Below are 14,557 nucleotides of genomic sequence, written 5' to 3' on the forward strand. Positions count from 1 at the left end.
GCCGAAGGACAGGGTCATGCGGTACTCCTCGAAAGGGTCACGTCGAATGGATTGTGAAACTCTTAAATCATTTCGAGGCGTGATTTTCAAACGAGGTGAAAGTTATTTTCGTGCAGAGGTAAGGGATGTCGCGCAGAGGTATGCGAGGTCGGTGGATATGAAAATCAGGCAGGCGGATTTACATCCGTTTCCCTGTGGGAGCGAGCCTGCTCGCGATAGCGGTGTATCAGCCACATCACTGGTGACTGACACACCCTATCGCGAGCAGGCTCGCTCCCACGGGGTTAGGGCCTCAGTCGTGATTCACGCGCGCACGCTTGAGCAGTTTCTTGCAGCGCTCGGACAAATGCAGCACGCGCACATGCTTGCCGGCCTTGGCGTAGCGCTCACGCAACGTCTTCAGCGCGGCGATGGCCGAATAGTCGACAAAGCTCAGATGGCGACAATCGATCGTCACGACAGGCGGATCGTTGGCGGGATCGAATTGATTGAGAAACGGCGTGGTCGAGGCAAAAAACAGCGTTCCATGCAGGTGGTACAACTTGCTGCCGTCGGCTTCGAGATGAGCATCGGCATACAACTCGCGCGCCTGCTGCCAGGCAAAGTTGAGCGCCGCGATGATGATCCCGCACAGCACGGCGGTGGCCAGGTCGGTGAACACGGTGATGACCGTGACCGCGACGATCACCACTACATCGTTCAGCGGCACTTTGTTCACCACCCGCAACGAGGCCCAGGCGAACGTCTGCTGCGACACCACAAACATCACGCCGACCAGGGCGGCCAACGGGATGCGCTCGATCAGCGGCGACAGAAACAGAATGAACAGCAGAATCAGCACCCCGGCCACCACCCCGGACAGCCGCCCACGACCTCCGGAACTGAGATTGATGACGGTCTGACCAATCATCGCGCAGCCCCCCATGCCACCAAAAACCCCCGAGACCATATTGGCCGCGCCCAGCGCCACGCACTCGCGATCCGGGAAGCCACGGCTCTCGGTGATCTCGTCGGTGAGGTTCAGGGTCAACAGGGTTTCCAGCAGACCGACCAGCGCCATCAAGATCGCGTAGGGCGCGATGATGCGCAGGGTGTCGAGGCTCCAGGGAATGTCTGGCAGCGCGAACGTCGGCAAGCCGCCGGCGATGTGCGCCATGTCGCCCAAGGTGCGCGTCGGCAGGCCAAGCAAATACACCGCCAGCCCCACACTCAGGATCGCCACCAGCGCCGGCGGCACGGCACGCGTCAGGCGCGGCAGCAGGTAAACGATCGCCATCGTCAACACCACCAACCCGGTCATCAGGTACAACGACGTGCCACTGAGCCAGGTTTCGCCCTCCTTGAAGTGTTCGAGTTGCGCCAGCGCAATGATGATTGCCAGGCCGTTGACGAACCCAAGCATCACCGGGTGCGGCACCATGCGCACCAGTTTGCCCAGCCTCAGCAGCCCGAACGCCAGCATGATCAGGCCGCCGAGCAACACGGTCGCGAGCAGATACTGCACGCCGTGTTGCACCACCAGCGCGACGATCACCACCGCCATCGAACCCGCCGCACCGGACACCATCCCCGGTCGCCCGCCGAAGAGCGCGGTCAGGGTGCAAATGATGAACGCACCATAAAGCCCCATCAGCGGATTGAGGTGGGCCACCAGCGCGAAGGCAATGCATTCGGGGAGCAGAGCGAAAGAAGTGGTGAGTCCGGCCAGGACATCGGCGCGCAGACGTTTTGGTTTCATGGAGGATCGAACACAACAGGGAAAGAGGGGGGCGGATGTTACGGAATTGAGCACGGCCCGGCCAGCTGTCGGGGCTTCAGAAATGCAATCGCGGGCAAGCCCGCTCCCACAGGTATTATGTCGCTCACGAAATTGGCGAACGACAAAGATCTGTGGGAGCGGGCTTGCCCGCGATGAACGATGACGCGGTCTAAAGCGAACTCAAACCATCTCGTCACGAATCCATTCAACCACCGACGTGCGCTTCGGCACCCAGCCCAGCAGTTCACGCGCATGCTTGCCGCGAACCCGGCTGTTGGAGCCCAGGCCATAGTTGGCCATTTCATAACCCCATTCGGCTTCGGCGTCTTTCAACGGCCAGTCTTGCGCCTTGCCCAGTTTCAGGGCTTCAGCCATGGCCGTGGTCATGTCGATGAAGGACGCCTCCCCGCTTTCGACGAAGTAGAACGTGCCCGGTACGTTTTTGGTCAGTGCCAGCAGATACAGGGACACCACGTCTTCGATGTGGACGTTGGACCAGATGTTCTGACCCGTGCCGACATGGCGGACCACACCACTTTTACGCGCCTGTTTCAGCAAGCGGGGCAATTGCACGCTGTCGCGATTGACGCCCAGGCTGTGGCCGTAAATCAGCGTGTTACAGATCACGGCCGAATTCACGCCGTCTTTGGCCGCCGCGAGGATCAGGTTGTCGATGGCCACACGGGCGGCCTTGTCGACGGTCGGTTCCGGCAGGTTGTCTTCGAAGTAGATGACGTCGCTGGATTTGCCGCCCGACGCATCGCCGACGATGCTCGAACCGCTGGTGTGCAAGAACACTTTGTGGGAGCCGCGCAAGGCATTGAGCAAGGCTTCCACCGCGCCGCGATGGTCGCTGCTGGCGGCGTTGATCACGGCATCGGCCGCACGGGCCTGTTCGGCCAGTAGTGCGCTGTCGTCAAGAGTGCCGACCACCGGAGTGATGCCCAGTGCGCTCAGTTCAGAGGCTTGTTCGGCGTTGCGAACCAGGCCGGTAACCTGGTGGCCCGCCCGGACGAGACCGGTGGCGATGGAGCCGCCGATGAATCCAGCGGCGCCGGTAACGAATACGTTCATGGAGAAACTCCCTGCGTGAATAAGTGATGCATTGAGTATCGAGGACCGTCCTGTGGTGAAACAGACCCGCTGACCCAAATCACTCTTGCGCAGGAGTCACGAATCAGCCGGTGAAGTCCGAATTCGCATAAGCCGCCAATTTGCCCTGAATGAAGTCCAGGAAGCATTGAATGCGCAGGGCCAGTTGCGAGTTGCGGTAGTACACCGCGTTGATCGGCTGGCGATAGCCGCTGTTGAAATCCGCCAGCAGCACCTGCAAACGCCCGGCGCGAATGTCGTCGATCGTCATGAAGTGCGACAGACAGGCAATGCCCTGGCCTTCCAGCGCCAGGTGCCGGATCGTCTCGCCGCTGGAGGCGCTGATCGACGCCTGAATCGGCCAGCGATCACCGTGCACATAGCGCAACGGCCACTGGTTGAGGCCTTCGTTCTGGGTAAAACCCAGCAACGCATGCCCGGCCAGGTCCGCAACCGCCGTTGGCGTGCCGTGTTGCTCAAGGTAGGCCGGGCTGGCGACGATGTGCAGCGGGCTGCAACCCAGCGAGCGGGCGTGCAACGTCGAGTCGGCCAGCGTGCCGATGCGGATGGCGATGTCGGTGCTTTGTTCGAGCAAATCGATGATCAGGTCATTGCTGTTGAGTTCGAGCTGGATGTCGGGGTAGAGACGGCGGAACTCGTCGATGTACGGCACGATGGCGTGCAGCATGAACGGCGACGCGGCGTTGATCCGCAGACGCCCCGACGGGGTTTGCTGGCGTGAGGTCAGGCGTTCTTCGAGCTCATCCATCTGATCGAGAATCAGCTTGGCGTGCTCGAAGAAATACTTGCCCTCCTCCGTCAGGTCCATGCGCCGCGTGGTGCGGTTGATCAGCGTGGTATCAAGCTTGGCCTCCAGCCGCGACAGCGTGCGACTGACCGCCGAAGGCGTCTGCCCGACCTGTTCGGCCGCCGCGGAAATCGACCCGCACTCAATCACGCAGACGAAAATCTGCAACTCATCGGATCTGGCTTTCACGTGTGTCCCTTATCGATAATTCAGCGCCGATCGCTTTTTGTAGGAGCCGGCTTGCTGCGGGCGGCTCCTACAGGTTCGGGTTCAAGGGTATCGATAGTAGCCGAGCCTCACGCTTTGAGGCCAAACACCTCAGTCAAATGCTGTTCATAGCGCGCCACATCAGCCTCGATATTCGGGCGTTTCATCACATCGACCGCCAGGAAGGTCGGCAAACCGCTCATGCCAAGGAATTCGTTGGCCTTGTGAAACGGGAAGTACACCGCGTCCACGCCCTTACCTTCGAAGAAGTCGGTCGGGTCGTCGAAGGCTTGCTGCGGCGCGTTCCAGGTCAGCGACAACATGTATTGCTTGCCGTGTACCAGCCCACCGCTGCCGTATTTTTGCGAGGCGTCGGACCGGGTGCGGCCGTCGCTGGCGTAGAGACTGCCGTGGCCTTCGGTGAAGACTTCGTCGATGTACTTTTTCACGGTCCATGGCGCGCCCATCCACCAGCCAGGCATTTGATAAATGATCACGTCGGCCCAGAGGAATTTGGCGACCTCTTCAGCGACGTCGTAACCCTCGTCGATGAAGGTGGCTTTCACATCAACGCCGCCGCGATCCAGCACGCTCAACGCGGCTTCATGCAGGGTGGTGTTGTAGCGGCCATCGGAGTGGGCGAACTTTTTGCCGCCATTGAGCAACAGGACTTTTTTCATGAGAAATCTCGGAAGGTCAGGAATTCGATGGCAGCAGAGTAACGAGCTGCCTCGCGCGGAATAAGCGCTGAATTCACAAAATACATTTGACCAATAAGCACGAATAGGCGGGTGATTGTTGCCATAAACTTGCGCCGATTCTGAACTTGAGGAGATTTCTGATGAGTGAAATGCAAGGCTTCATCCTGCACGCCAAGACCCGCCCGGAAAAATCAGATGCCTTCGAAGCGTTTTTCAGCGGCCATGTGCAAGCGAGTCGCGCCGAGCCCGGCTGCATCGAGTACCACATGCTGCGCGACAAACAGGACCCGACCCTGTTCATCTTCTACGAGATCTGGCAGTCCCAGGCGCACCTCGACGTGCACTCGAACCTGCCGCACATGCAGCAATTCCGCAGCATGCGCTTGGAATACCTGGAGCGGGATTTTGATATCCGCGCCATCGAGATGCTTAGCCCGTCTTCCGCTACCCGCTGATCAGCAAATGGCCGCCGAGCAGGCCGAGGCCGATGAAGAACACGCGCTTGAACAGCACGGCGCTGATCCGCTGACGAAGCCATTGGCCAAGCAACATGCCGAGCACTGCCGGGATCAACGCCAGCAACGACGCACTTAACTCGCCACCGCCGAGGGCGCCGCGCCATAACAGGCCGGCGGCCAGGGCGAGGGTCGAGACGGTGAACGACAGGCCCAAGGCCTGCACCAGTTCATCCTTGCTCAAACCCAGTGCTTGCAGATACGGCACCGCCGGAATCACGAAGACGCCGGTGGCCGAGGTGATGACGCCCGTCACCACACCGCACAGCGGACCGAGCCAGCGTTCGCTCTGACCACCCACGCGCAGGGTTGGCAGGAATAGACCGCTCAGTGCGTAGAGCATCAGCGCCCCGCCCAACGCCCGCACCACCCAATGACCACCGGCCATGCCGATCCACACCGTGCCCGCCCCGGTGCCAATGAAGATCGCCAGGAGCATCGGCCACAATCGTTTGATCAAGCCGAGCAAATACCCACCGAATGCCAGTTGCCAGACATTCGTGAGGGTTGCCGGGATGATCAACAACGCCGCAGCCTGCGACGGCGCCATAGCCAGGCCGAGCAGGCCCATGGCGATGGTGGGTAATCCGAGGCCGATCACGCCTTTGATCATGCCGGCCAGCAGGAATGTGGCGATCACCAGCAGAGAAAGGGTCAGGCCGAGGTTTTGATAGAACGTGGAGAGAGTATTCATGGGGCTATGGTGAGCCTGGACTGGCGGGTTGAAAATCTGCCATATACTGAGGCTGCCTCTTGTTTTGGCAGAGGCTGAACGCTATATCGATGCAACTGACGCCTTCGCGGGCAAGCCCGCTCCCACAGGTATTGGGCCGGCCGATAAATCGGCGAACGACAAAAACCCTGTGGGAGCGGGCTTGCCCGCGAAGGCGCCCGTCCAGACAACACACCTCCCGAGGCTGCACCGATGCACTTCGACCTGACCGACCTGCGCCTCTACCTGAACATCCTCGACACCGGCAACATCACCGCCGGGGCCGCCCGCAGTCATTTGTCCCTGGCAGCAGCGAGCGCGCGCATCCGTTCGATGGAATCGTCAATCGGCATCGACTTCCTGGACCGTGGTCGTCGCGGTGTCACACCGACCCCGGCCGGCAAAGCCCTGGCGAAACACGCCCGGGGCCTGCTGCAACAGGCCGAACGCCTGCAACAGGACCTCACCGAATACGCCAACGGCGTCAAAGGTCAGGTGCGGTTGCTGTGCAATACCACCGCGATCACCGAATACCTGCCGGAGTTGCTCGCCGACTTTCTGCGCGAGCATCCGAATCTCGACATCGACCTTCAAGAATTGCCCAGCGCCCGCATCACCCATGCGCTGCGCCAAGGGGCGGCAGAGCTCGGCATCGTGTCCGACGCGGTGGACACCGATGACCTGCACACCCGGCCGTTTCGCGATGATCCGCTGGTGTTGATCCTGCCCCCGGAGCATCCCATCGCCGATCAACCGTCACTGACCTTCGCCGACACCTTGAGCCACGACTACGTGGCCCTGGGCGCCAGCAGTGCCTTGGCCATCCACCTGGAAGAACAGGCCTTGCACATTGGCCAGCGCATGCCGATCCGAATTCGCGCCGACGGCTTCGACGGGGTCATTCGCATGGTCGCTCGCGGTGCGGGGCTGGCCATCGTGCCGCGGGTGGCCATCGAGCGCTGGCCGCAGGGTCACGCGGTCACGTCCCGTTCTCTGCCCGAAGACTGGGCCAACCGCACACTGAAAATCTGTACCCGCGACGTCGACAGCCTGCCCGGTTACGCCCGGGCCTTGCTCGAGGCGCTGACACCGGGAACGCCTTGACTCTACCGTTAGGGGCAGACTCTATGCTGCGAGCTTCATTTCAGGAGTACACGCGATGAGCAAACGAATGCTCGTGATTCTGGGTCACCCCTCCACCGACAGTTTCTGCGGGGCGCTGAGCGAAACTTACGTCCAGGCCGCCAAGGATGCCGGTCATGACGTGCGCCTGCTGCGTCTGGATGCGTTGGACTTCGACCCGGTCCTGCACGAGGGCTATCACACGATCCAGCCGCTGGAGCCGGACCTTTTGCAAGCCCAGGCCGATATCACCTGGGCCGAACACCTGACGTTCGTTTATCCGATCTGGTGGGGCGGGATACCGGCCTTGATGAAGGGCTTTGTCGACCGCATTTTCCTGCCCGGCTTTGCCTTCAAATACCGTGAGGGCAAGGCCTTCCCCGACAAACTGCTCAAGGGCCGGACCGCCCATTTGCTGGTGACCATGGACACGCCGCCCTGGTATTACAAATGGGTCTATCGCATGCCCGGCCTGCACCAGATGCGCAAGACGACCCTTGAGTTCTGCGGCATCAAGCCGTTGAAGACCCTGACTTTCGGGCCGATCCTGGGTTCCAAGTCGAGCCAGCGCGACGCCTGGCTGGAACAGGCCCGGGTCACCGCCAGCCGCTGACACGCCCCGCTGTTTGCTGACGGTACGCCCTCGCCGTCAGCCCCTCCCCACGTTCCCTTCAAACGGTCGTTCGTCGGTTGTGCGCGTCATTTACACGCCGCTGCAACCTTAGAATGTTATTCATTATATTATTCGCTCCGATCAGGCATGAGGCCTGGTCGTGCTACGCCCTGTTTGTTCATCGAGACGGATCTTTATGTATATCGGCAAAGCCGCCCAGCTGTCAGGCACCACAGTCAAAAGCATTCGCCATTACGAAGAAATCGGCCTGTTACCCGAGCCCAAGCGTGAAGGCAAATACCGCATCTACAGCCAGCAGAGTGTCGAGGTGTTGACGTTCATCAAGTGCGCCCAGCAACTGGGTTTCAAGCTCAAAGAGCTGCAGGTGATGTTGAACAACTACCACGGTGATGAATTCCCGTGGGACATGGCGCACAAAGCAATCGCCGAAAAAAAGACCGAGCTGGTCTCCCAGATCGGCGCTCTACAACAATTGCACAACGGCCTCGAAGAATTCGAAAGCAACCTCAACGATGCCCGAGAGGAATGTCAGTTCGAGCGTATCGCCCGCTATGGCGAAAAAAACCCGAGCAATACGCTGAACTGAAGACCCTGCTGCGCTGGAGTAACCGGCTCGCAGGCCACTAGAGTGCCTGCGGTGCCGGTCATCAGGTCAGCTCAAGGCAGGCTTCCCCATTGCTCGATCTTTTTCCGGCAGCGGCGCCACCGGAACAATCGCCGCGAAGAACCACGGCGACACCAGCGTCACCAGCAGAATGGTCATGACACCGCTGGAAAACAGCGCCATCGCCACCAGTGCGCCCAGATCGACAATCGGCTTGAAGTCGGAAAACAGCAGCGCCATGAAGCCCACGGAGAAAATCACCACGTTGACCACGGTCGAACGGCCGACGCTGTGCATCGCCTGCAAGATGGCCGCATCGATATGAATCCCTTGCTCCACCAGCAATTTGATCCGTGACAGCAGGTGCACCGCGTAATCGACCACGCCGACCACCAGGAACGTCACCAGTGTCGTGCCGATGTTCAGTTCGATGCCGAACAGGAACATGAAGCCGTAAACCGTCACCGAGGTGGTCAACAGGGTCAGCATGCCGAGAACGCCCAACCGTACCGACTTGAGCCAATACATCATCATCAGCGTGACCACCAGCAACGCCAGGGAAAAACTCAGGACCTGGCCCTGGGTGATTTCCTGTAGCACGCCCGTCCAGATCAGCGGCGTGCCGGCGTGCGTTACTTCGAGGTTGGCCGGTTTGTTCACCAGTAACCAGGCATCGAGCCGATCCAGCATGCTCTGGTAGTCGCTGGCCACTGACGAGGTCATGGTGTACAGCGTCAGCGCCTTGGAATAGTCGGCATTGAGCACGTTGTTGAGGTCCGAGCCACCGCCGTTCTCGAACAGCATCACGTGCTGTTCGATCAGCGAGTTACCCGGCACCTCGAACCGCTCGACCTGTCCCTCGTCATTGACCGACGTCACCTTCTCCAGCGCCAGGGGCACGCGCAAGTAGTCGGGGTTCATGTCGTTGAGCACCAGGTTCATGCGCTTGACGTAAGTGGCCAGGGAATAGCCGTAACTGACATGCGGTTGCTGCTTGATGAAGTGGTCGAGCTTGTCGATGAACTGCACCACCTCCGTGGTCAGCACGCCGCGCGGTTCTTTGCTGTCGATGGCGATCCAGCCCGGAGCGGTGCCCGCGACCCCGGCCTGGTTGATGAACTCGTCCGAAACGCGAATATGGCTCTCGGGCTTGAAGTAGGCGATACCCGAGTCTTCGATATCGACGCGAAAGGTGAACACCGTCATCAAGATCAGCAACGGCAGTGTCACGATCAAGATCGGTTTGCGCCACTGGATCAACCGCGCGCAGAACGCCACCAGATAACGCGAAATGATCGACTCCTTGTGTACGGCAGCAAGGGTTTTCGGCGTCTGATCCTTGCCCCAGATCGAGATCCAGGCTGGAATCAGCAACAGCGAAATGATCAGCGCCGCCGTCAGGCCGATGGACATGAACACGCCAAAATTGCGGATGCTGACAATGTTGTTGGTGGTGGAAATCATGAAGGTGGCGATGGTGGTCACCGTCGTCAACACCACCGGCACCACCATCAGCCGTTGCGTCTCGCGATTGGCTTCGCGGTTACTTTTACCGGCGTTCTTCTGCTCGTAGTACTCGGCCATCACATGGATCGCGTCCGAACAGCAAATGGTGAACAGAAACACCGGCAGGACGCTGGTCAACAAGTCGAACGGCACCCGCAACAAGGCCATCAGGCCCAGTGTCCAGATGGTGCAGAACAGGATGTTGAACAGCGGCAACAGCACGCCCAGCGGTTTGCGGAAGAAGAAAATCAACAGCAGGGTGATCAGCAAAAAGACAATCGGAAACAGCACCGCCAGGTCATGGTCGATGATCTCCTGCTGGGCCGCGATGAAGATCGGCATGCCGGCAATGGAGATATCGTCCTTGAACCCGGGGTGCGCCGCCTGATAGTCCGCGACGATGCCGCGAACAATCTGGTAGGCGCGCAACTGCGCCTGGGCATCGTCTTGCTTGGTGCCCAACTCGGCCACCAGCATCGCGACTTTTTTGTCCTTGGACACCACCCCGTCGACCATCAGCTCGTTGCCCATGATCTGCGACTCGACGAGCGCCGGGTCCATGTCGTAGGCGTTGAGGGTCTTGTGGATCAGCAACTCGCCATCGTGGGTCAGTACGATGTTTTCCAGGTCGCCCATGGACGCCATTTCGCGGATAGGGTTGATTCGCTCGGCGAGAAAAGTCAGGAAGAGCTGATCATGGGCATCCCAGTTCTGGCTCTGGGCGTAATCACGCAGAGCCTTGGCCTGGGCGTAATCGTTCTGGGAAAAACCGTTTTCCAGAATGTCGCGTGTCAACAGTTGCGCACGACTGTCGTCTGGGTACTTCGCAACGATTTGCGTCAACTGTTCCTTATCGGCGTCGTTGGCCAGAATCATCTTGCGCACCGATTGCGACATCGAAAACAGTGCGTTGAGGGTCTGCTTGTTGAACACCGTCTGCGGGTTGTTGATGGCCACCATCACCGAGTCGAACGTACCGGTGAACTCGCTTTGCAAGTCGATGATGGTCTTGCGCGCAGGATGGGTTTCCTTGAGCAGATAAGGGTTGGTGTCGGAGATCAGCGAGCCCAGCGTATAGGTGAAGTACGCCGTGACCACCACCAGCAGGAAAACGATCGCCCGCGCATAGCGCTCGACGAAGTTCAGGTATCTTTCCATGAGCATGCGTTCCAGGGTCGTCGGGGTCGGCGCTTAGCGGGCAGACACGGCAAAGTCCGGCACGTCGCCGGTTTTCAGCCCGCGCTTGATGGCGGTCTGGGTGAACAAACGGTCTTCCAGTTGCACGTTGTATTGCAGGTGGTTGAAGCGCATCTCTGAACGCGTGCCGTCGATGAAGTGTTCGGTCTCGCTCAGCACGATGCTGTCGATCGCGTCGATGGTCTCGACCTTTTGCGTGCGCATCTGCTTGACCAGCACGCCTTTGACGTCAAAGAAGTCCTGACGCATGACCAGGAAATTCTGCTTGTCGATCCACACTTTCAGTTTGTTGTAGCCGGTCTTGGCCAACACCTCGGGTGACGCCGGCTCACGCTCGATCACGTAGCAGTCGCGACCCTTGACCTGCTCTTCGCCGACCAGCGTCTGGGTGTAATCCTTGACCCGGATCTTGTCGAGGTCGGCGTAGGAGTACTCGCTGCCCATGAACGAGCCGCGTTTGTCGGTGGTGGAGATCCGCCGCGTCTGGCGGCTGACCGGCAAGTACATCCACTGGCTGTCTTCCTGACCCAGGGTTTCGTGGGGGTTTTCGATATGAAAGGCCACGTCGCGCACGTCGGTGGGCGCGGAGAAATACATGCTGAATTTGTCGCTGTCCGGGTAATCCTTTTGCAAGTAGGTGAACTCACGAACCCGGGTATTGCCCTTCTTGTCGTGGAGGATCAGCGACACTTGGGACATGAAGCTTTTACCGTCGTTTCGATCCCGCACCTGGCGGATGATTTCATCGGCATTCTGGCCGTCGGCGGCAGTGGCGCAAGCGCCGCTCAGGATCAGTGCGGCAGCGGTGAGACTTTTTAATAGCGGCAACATGGGAACTTCCCTTTTCGTCAGATGAATATGGTCGAGCCAAAGCGCCAGGGGCACGCAGGCGTCATGGGGTTAAAACAGGTAACCGGCGGACAGCCGCACTTGGTCGCGGTTGTCGTACTCGCCGAAGGGTTTGTCGGGCTTGCCGAAGAACACATCCACTTCCAGCCCGAGCTTGATCCAGTCCACCGGCTTGTAGGTGAAGATGCCTTGCAACAGCGCATCGTCTTTGAACGGTGGCGAGGCGGCGACCACCAGCCGGCTCTTGAGGCGGTCCTGCCAATGAGTGCCTTCGGCCGACAGGGTGAACAGGTGCTCGCGCTTGTCTTGCAGCATGCCGTCCTGCCAGTCGAGCAATTGCTGCTGCTGCCATTGCAGGGAAATCAGCCAGTCGCGCAGCAAGTAGTCGACGCCCAGCAACGACTTGACCATCGGCGTGCTGTCGGCGCCATAGGCACGGGTCGGATTGGTCACCCGCCAGTTGTCGAACCAGGCAATTTCGCTGCGCACCACAATGCTGTGACCGGCGTCGATCGCCAGCCCCGCGCCGCCCATGGTGTAACGGGGGAACTGGCGCTCCAGCCGAGTGCGACCGTCATCGGCCAGGCCTTCGACGGCGTACACCGGGTCCTGTTGACGGGCGTTCAGTGCGACGAAACTGGTGTCCACCGAACCGATCCGGCCGTTGGCGCTCAAGCCATATGAAAAGCCCTTGTCACCGTCGTAGCCGGGCTTGGAATCCAGCAGAAAGTATTGCGGATCCGGTACGGCAAACAGCGGCGCGTCGAACTCGCTGCCCGCCACCGGCGGCTGGTTTTTCACAAACTCGGTGATCCACAGCGCCTCCAGTTCCCACTCGCCCACCGGTTGCGCAAACCGCACCATGGGCACCGCGATCCGGCTGTCTTCCAGTAGCGGAGTCAGGCCATCGCGATAGTCCACCGGGTTGATCTGATCGAGCACCCGCAACTCATCGGCACGGCCCCAGACCACTTGCTGCCAGCCGACAGTCACCTCGCCGTCGCCCACCGACTGGCCCCAGTACAGATGGCGCCAGTCGGCATCGAAACGGTATTTTTCCCGCGCCCTTTCGCTGTACGGATTGTTGCCGTCGTAGCGGGCGTCGTAACGCACCCGGCCCTTGGCCTTGTAGTAACCACCGTCCCAGTTGTCTTCCAGGTTGGCCTTGAAATAGACGGCCTTCTGGGTGACCTGGTCGTCACCGTGCAAGCGCAACGCGGTGGCCACGCCGACTTCGGCGTCGGCGTAATCCGGCTTGAAGTCCTCGACCGTCAATTCAGCCAACGCCGGTTGCGCGGCCATGCACGCCAAAACCGCCCACGCAGTGCGGCTGATGTGTAATCCCTGCATGGCTACATTCCCAACCCGACACCGCCGTCGATCACCAGGCTCTGGGCGGTGACCCCGCCCGCTTCGGGACTGGCCAGGTAACGCACCATCGCCGCGACTTCTTCGCTTTGAATGAAGCGGCGCATCGGCAGTTTCTTCTTGGCGTTGCGCAGGATCTGTTCCTGGGTCAGCCCGGCAATCGCCGCTTGCGCCGCCAGTTCACCTTGCAGCATCGGCGTATCGATCCACGCGGGGAGAATCGCATTCACCGTGATCAGCCGGGGCGCCAGGTCCATCGCCAGGGCTTTGGTCATGCCGACGATGCCGTGCTTGGAAGCGCAGTACGCGGTGTTGCGGACCTTGCCGGCGCGGCCGAGGATCGACGACATGTTGATGATCCGCCCGCGATCCGGCATCAACGGCAGGCACAACGAAGTGACGTAGAACGTGCCGTTGAGGTTGACCGAAATCACCTTGTGCCAGTTGTGCAAATCTTCCGGTTCATTCTCGTTGCAGATGCCGGCGCTGTTGACCAGCACGTCGACGTAATCCACCTGCTTGGCGAGCATTTTGAAGAACGCTTCCATGCCCGGCAGGTCGGCAATGTTGGCGGCATGGGTTTCTACCCGGGCCTTGATCTGCCCGTGTTGCTCGTCGACCCAGCGTTGCAGTTCCGGCAAATCCAGGTCCAGCAGGATCAAGCGGTGACTGGCGTCGGCGGCAAAATTCTCCGCCACCGCCCGGCCGATGCCCTTGGCGGCACCGGTAATCAGAATGGTCCGGCTCATGGCATTTTCAACCCGCCGTTGACCGGCAAGACCTCACCCGTCAGGTACAAACCGCGATCAGCGATGTACAACACTGCCTCGGCAATTTCATGGGGTTCGGCGTAACGCTTGATCAGCAACCGCGACTGGATTTCCTGTTCCTGACTGCCGATCAGTGCCGTGCTCATTTCCGTGTTGACGATGCCGGGGGCCACCGCATTCACCCGGATGTTGCGCGGCGCCAGTTCCACCGCCAGGGCACGGGTCAGCGCTTCGACGCCGCCCTTGGCCGCGGCATAGTTGCTTTGCCCCTTGCCGGGTTTCTGCGCCGCCACCGAACTGATGTTGACGATGCAACCGCTGCGCTGGCGCATCATGGACGGCACCGCCTGCTGGCAGCAGAGCAAGGTGCCGATCAGGTTGGTCTGGATCACCTCGATGATGTCGCGACTCGGCATCGTCGCCAGCAACCCGTCACGGGTGATGCCGGCGTTATTGACCAGCAGATCGACGCGCTGGAAATGCTGGTCGACGCGTTCGAAAAAGCCCTTGATGCTGTCACCGCTGCTGACATCGCATTGCAGCGCCAGACAGTCGAGGCCCAATGCCTGGACCTCGTCACGTAACGACATGGCGGCCATTTCGTCGCGCACATAACTGAATGCAATCTGATAACCCGCGCCGGCCAGGGCCAGGACGATCGCCCGGCCGATGCCACGACTGCCACCGGTCACCACTGCTACTTTATTCGGCAT

The 14,557-nt window shown here is 60.2% G+C and carries 14 protein-coding genes; 4 read left to right on the top strand and 10 right to left on the bottom strand.

Annotated features, from left to right (window positions below; all coding sequences use genetic code 11):
• Nucleotides 1–292 precede the first annotated feature (292 nt).
• The 4 genes from K0F88_RS30535 to K0F88_RS30550 form a co-directional block, all read right to left on the bottom strand.
• On the bottom strand, nucleotides 293–1,738 hold the full coding sequence (locus K0F88_RS30535; RefSeq protein ID WP_219097660.1) for a SulP family inorganic anion transporter: 1,446 nt from the start codon (nucleotides 1,736–1,738) through the stop codon (nucleotides 293–295).
• Nucleotides 1,739–1,939: 201 nt separating this feature from the next.
• Nucleotides 1,940–2,833, bottom strand: a complete 894-nt coding sequence (locus tag K0F88_RS30540; RefSeq protein ID WP_219097661.1) for an NAD-dependent epimerase/dehydratase family protein — start codon at nucleotides 2,831–2,833, stop codon at nucleotides 1,940–1,942.
• Between the two features lie 103 nt (nucleotides 2,834–2,936).
• A complete protein-coding gene (locus K0F88_RS30545) occupies nucleotides 2,937–3,848 on the bottom strand; it encodes a LysR family transcriptional regulator (RefSeq protein ID WP_094469233.1) in 912 nt (303 codons plus the stop codon).
• 107 nt (nucleotides 3,849–3,955) lie between these two features.
• Nucleotides 3,956–4,546, bottom strand: a complete 591-nt coding sequence (locus K0F88_RS30550) for an NAD(P)H-dependent oxidoreductase (protein ID WP_219097662.1) — start codon at nucleotides 4,544–4,546, stop codon at nucleotides 3,956–3,958.
• Between the two features lie 161 nt (nucleotides 4,547–4,707).
• Between K0F88_RS30550 and K0F88_RS30555 the strand changes: the two genes are divergently transcribed.
• Nucleotides 4,708–5,022, top strand: a complete 315-nt coding sequence (locus K0F88_RS30555) for a putative quinol monooxygenase (RefSeq protein ID WP_094469235.1) — start codon at nucleotides 4,708–4,710, stop codon at nucleotides 5,020–5,022.
• Here K0F88_RS30555 and K0F88_RS30560 read toward each other — a convergent pair.
• Nucleotides 5,012–5,776 (bottom strand): sulfite exporter TauE/SafE family protein, encoded by a 765-nt coding sequence (locus K0F88_RS30560; protein WP_094469236.1) that lies wholly within the window; start codon nucleotides 5,774–5,776, stop codon nucleotides 5,012–5,014. The two genes, K0F88_RS30555 and K0F88_RS30560, sit on opposite strands and share 11 nt — an antisense overlap.
• 231 nt (nucleotides 5,777–6,007) lie before the next feature.
• Between K0F88_RS30560 and K0F88_RS30565 the strand changes: the two genes are divergently transcribed.
• From K0F88_RS30565 to K0F88_RS30575, 3 genes are all read left to right on the top strand, one after another.
• On the top strand, nucleotides 6,008–6,898 hold the full coding sequence (locus tag K0F88_RS30565; RefSeq protein WP_219097663.1) for a LysR substrate-binding domain-containing protein: 891 nt from the start codon (nucleotides 6,008–6,010) through the stop codon (nucleotides 6,896–6,898).
• A 55-nt stretch (nucleotides 6,899–6,953) separates the two neighbouring features.
• Nucleotides 6,954–7,529 (top strand): NAD(P)H-dependent oxidoreductase, encoded by a 576-nt coding sequence (locus K0F88_RS30570; protein WP_094469238.1) that lies wholly within the window; start codon nucleotides 6,954–6,956, stop codon nucleotides 7,527–7,529.
• 196 nt (nucleotides 7,530–7,725) lie between these two features.
• Nucleotides 7,726–8,136 carry a MerR family transcriptional regulator gene (locus tag K0F88_RS30575; RefSeq protein WP_094469239.1) on the top strand — a complete coding sequence of 137 codons (411 nt, stop codon included), beginning with the start codon at nucleotides 7,726–7,728 and terminating at the stop codon, nucleotides 8,134–8,136.
• 66 nt (nucleotides 8,137–8,202) lie between these two features.
• Here the strand turns inward: K0F88_RS30575 and K0F88_RS30580 are convergent, their stop codons facing one another.
• From K0F88_RS30580 to K0F88_RS30600, 5 genes are all read right to left on the bottom strand, one after another.
• Nucleotides 8,203–10,818, bottom strand: coding sequence for an RND family transporter (locus K0F88_RS30580; protein ID WP_094469240.1), 2,616 nt, complete (start codon nucleotides 10,816–10,818; stop codon nucleotides 8,203–8,205).
• A gap of 33 nt (nucleotides 10,819–10,851) precedes the next feature.
• The gene (locus K0F88_RS30585) at nucleotides 10,852–11,688 is read right to left on the bottom strand and encodes an outer membrane lipoprotein-sorting protein (RefSeq protein WP_094469241.1); all 837 of its coding nucleotides are present in this window, start codon (nucleotides 11,686–11,688) and stop codon (nucleotides 10,852–10,854) included.
• A 69-nt stretch (nucleotides 11,689–11,757) separates the two neighbouring features.
• Nucleotides 11,758–13,056: a DUF1302 family protein gene (locus K0F88_RS30590; protein WP_094469242.1), complete on the bottom strand. Its 1,299-nt coding sequence runs from the start codon at nucleotides 13,054–13,056 to the stop codon at nucleotides 11,758–11,760.
• Between the two features lie 2 nt (nucleotides 13,057–13,058).
• Nucleotides 13,059–13,823 (bottom strand): SDR family NAD(P)-dependent oxidoreductase, encoded by a 765-nt coding sequence (locus tag K0F88_RS30595; RefSeq protein ID WP_094469243.1) that lies wholly within the window; start codon nucleotides 13,821–13,823, stop codon nucleotides 13,059–13,061.
• Nucleotides 13,820–14,557 (bottom strand): 3-oxoacyl-ACP reductase family protein, encoded by a 738-nt coding sequence (locus K0F88_RS30600; RefSeq protein ID WP_094469244.1) that lies wholly within the window; start codon nucleotides 14,555–14,557, stop codon nucleotides 13,820–13,822. Before K0F88_RS30600 ends, K0F88_RS30595 begins: the two co-directional genes overlap by 4 nt.

This window comes from Pseudomonas sp. UMAB-40, from assembly GCF_900095275.1.
GTDB classification, from domain to species: domain Bacteria; phylum Pseudomonadota; class Gammaproteobacteria; order Pseudomonadales; family Pseudomonadaceae; genus Aquipseudomonas; species Aquipseudomonas mandelii_B.